The sequence below is a fragment of the Vibrio sp. 1-Bac 57 genome (assembly GCF_037546855.1).
GTDB lineage: Bacteria > Pseudomonadota > Gammaproteobacteria > Enterobacterales > Psychromonadaceae > Psychromonas.
Map to the genome: position 1 here is coordinate 1 of NZ_JALAAC010000077.1, position 2,754 is coordinate 2,754.

1 rRNA gene is annotated in these 2,754 nt (G+C 49.9%); it reads left to right on the forward strand.

What is annotated here, in order from left to right:
• Positions 1-2,754, forward strand: a 23S ribosomal RNA gene (locus MT391_RS20495); the annotation flags it as partial.

Consider the following 2,754-nt stretch of genomic DNA (forward strand, 5'->3'; position numbering starts at 1 on the left):
GTTGATAACAAGCGTTATATCCTGGAATTTCCGAATGGGGCAACCCGGCACTTAGTGTCATCGTTTAGTGAATACATAGCTAAGCGAAGCAAACGAGGGGAACTGAAACATCTAAGTACCCTTAGGAAAAGAAATCAACCGAGATTCCGAAAGTAGCGGCGAGCGAAATCGGAACAGCCCTTAAGCTGTTTAAAAGTTAGTGGAAGGCTCTGGAAAGTGCCACGGTACAGGGTGATAGTCCCGTACACAAAAACTTCTTTACAGTGAAAACGAGTAAGACGGGACACGAGAAATCCTGTTTGAATATGGGGGGACCATCCTCCAAGGCTAAATACTCCTAATTGACCGATAGTGAACCAGTACCGTGAGGGAAAGGCGAAAAGAACCCCTGTGAGGGGAGTGAAATAGAACCTGAAACCGTGTACGTACAAGCAGTAGGAGCGGATTTATTCCGTGACTGCGTACCTTTTGTATAATGGGTCAACGACTTAATTTCAGTAGCAAGGTTAACCGTTTAGGGGAGCCGTAGGGAAACCGAGTCTTAACTGGGCGAATAGTTGCTGGGATTAGACCCGAAACTTGGTGATCTAGCCATGAGCAGGTTGAAGGTTGAGTAACATCAACTGGAGGACCGAACCCACTAATGTTGAAAAATTAGGGGATGACTTGTGGCTGGGGGTGAAAGGCCAATCAAACCAAGAGATAGCTGGTTCTCCTCGAAAGCTATTTAGGTAGCGCCTCATGTATCACTGTTGGGGGTAGAGCACTGTTAAGGCTAGGGGGTCATCCCGACTTACCAACCCTTTGCAAACTCCGAATACCAACAAGTGCAATCATGGGAGACACACGGCGGGTGCTAACGTCCGTCGTGGAAAGGGAAACAACCCAGACCGCCAGCTAAGGTCCCAAAGTATATGTTAAGTGGGAAACGATGTGGGAAGGCTTAGACAGCTAGGAAGTTGGCTTAGAAGCAGCCATCTTTTAAAGAAAGCGTAATAGCTCACTAGTCGAGTCGGCCTGCGCGGAAGATTTAACGGGGCTAAACATATCACCGAAGCTGCGGACGCATATTTATATGCGTGGTAGAGGAGCGTTCTGTAAGCCGTCGAAGGGAAAGCTGTAAGGCATCCTGGAGGTATCAGAAGTGCGAATGTTGACATGAGTAACGATAAGGGGGGTGAAAAACCTCCCCGCCGGAAGACCAAGGGTTCCTGTCCAACGTTAATCGGGGCAGGGTGAGTCGACCCCTAAGGCGAGGCCGAAAGGCGTAGTCGATGGGAAACGGGTTAATATTCCCGTACCCTTTATTATTGCGATGGGAGGACGGAGAAGGCTAGGTGGGCCTGGCGATGGTTGTCCAGGTTCAAGTATGTAGGTGGGAGACTTAGGTAAATCCGGGTTTCTACTAACACTGAGATACGATGTCGAGGTACTAAGGTACTGAAGTCATTGATGCCATGCTTCCAGGAAAAGTCTCTAAGCTTCAGATAATAAAGGATCGTACCCCAAACCGACACAGGTGGTCAGGTAGAGAATACCAAGGCGCTTGAGAGAACTCGGGTAAAGGAACTAGGCAAAATGGTACCGTAACTTCGGGAGAAGGTACGCCTCCGACGGTGACGTCCCTTGCGGATTGAGCTGTTGGAGGCCGAAGATACCAGATGGCTGCAACTGTTTATTAAAAACACAGCACTCTGCTAAATCGTAAGATGACGTATAGGGTGTGACGCCTGCCCGGTGCCGGAAGGTTAATTGATGAGGTTAGACTTAGGTCGAAGCTTTTGATCGAAGCCCCGGTAAACGGCGGCCGTAACTATAACGGTCCTAAGGTAGCGAAATTCCTTGTCGGGTAAGTTCCGACCTGCACGAATGGCGTAATGATGGCCATGCTGTCTCTACCCGAGACTCAGTGAAGTTGAAATCGCAGTGAAGATGCTGTGTACCCGCGGCTAGACGGAAAGACCCCGTGAACCTTTACTATAGCTTAGCAGTGAACTTAGAGCCTACATGTGTAGGATAGGTGGGAGGCTTTGAAGCGTTGTCGCCAGATGACGTGGAGCCAATCTTGAAATACCACCCTTGTATGTTTTGAGTTCTAACCATGGCCCCTGAATCGGGGTTTGGGACACTGTTTGGTGGGTAGTTTGACTGGGGCGGTCTCCTCCTAAAGAGTAACGGAGGAGTACGAAGGTTGGCTAATCACGGTCGGACATCGTGAGGTTAGTACAATGGTATAAGCCAGCTTAACTGCGAGACAGACACGTCGAGCAGGTACGAAAGTAGGTCATAGTGATCCGGTGGTTCTGAATGGAAGGGCCATCGCTCAACGGATAAAAGGTACTCCGGGGATAACAGGCTGATACCGCCCAAGAGTTCATATCGACGGCGGTGTTTGGCACCTCGATGTCGGCTCATCACATCCTGGGGCTGAAGTCGGTCCCAAGGGTATGGCTGTTCGCCATTTAAAGTGGTACGCGAGCTGGGTTTAGAACGTCGTGAGACAGTTCGGTCCCTATCTGCCGTGGGCGTTTGAGAATTGAGAGGAGCTGCTCCTAGTACGAGAGGACCGGAGTGGACGAACCGCTGGTGTTTGGGTTGTCATGCCAATGGCATTGCCCAGTAGCTACGTTCGGAATCGATAACCGCTGAAAGCATCTAAGCGGGAAGCGAGCCTCAAGATGAGTTCTCACTGGAACTTTAAGTTCCCTAAAGGGCCGTTGGAGACTACAACGTTGATAGGCAAGGTGTGTAAGT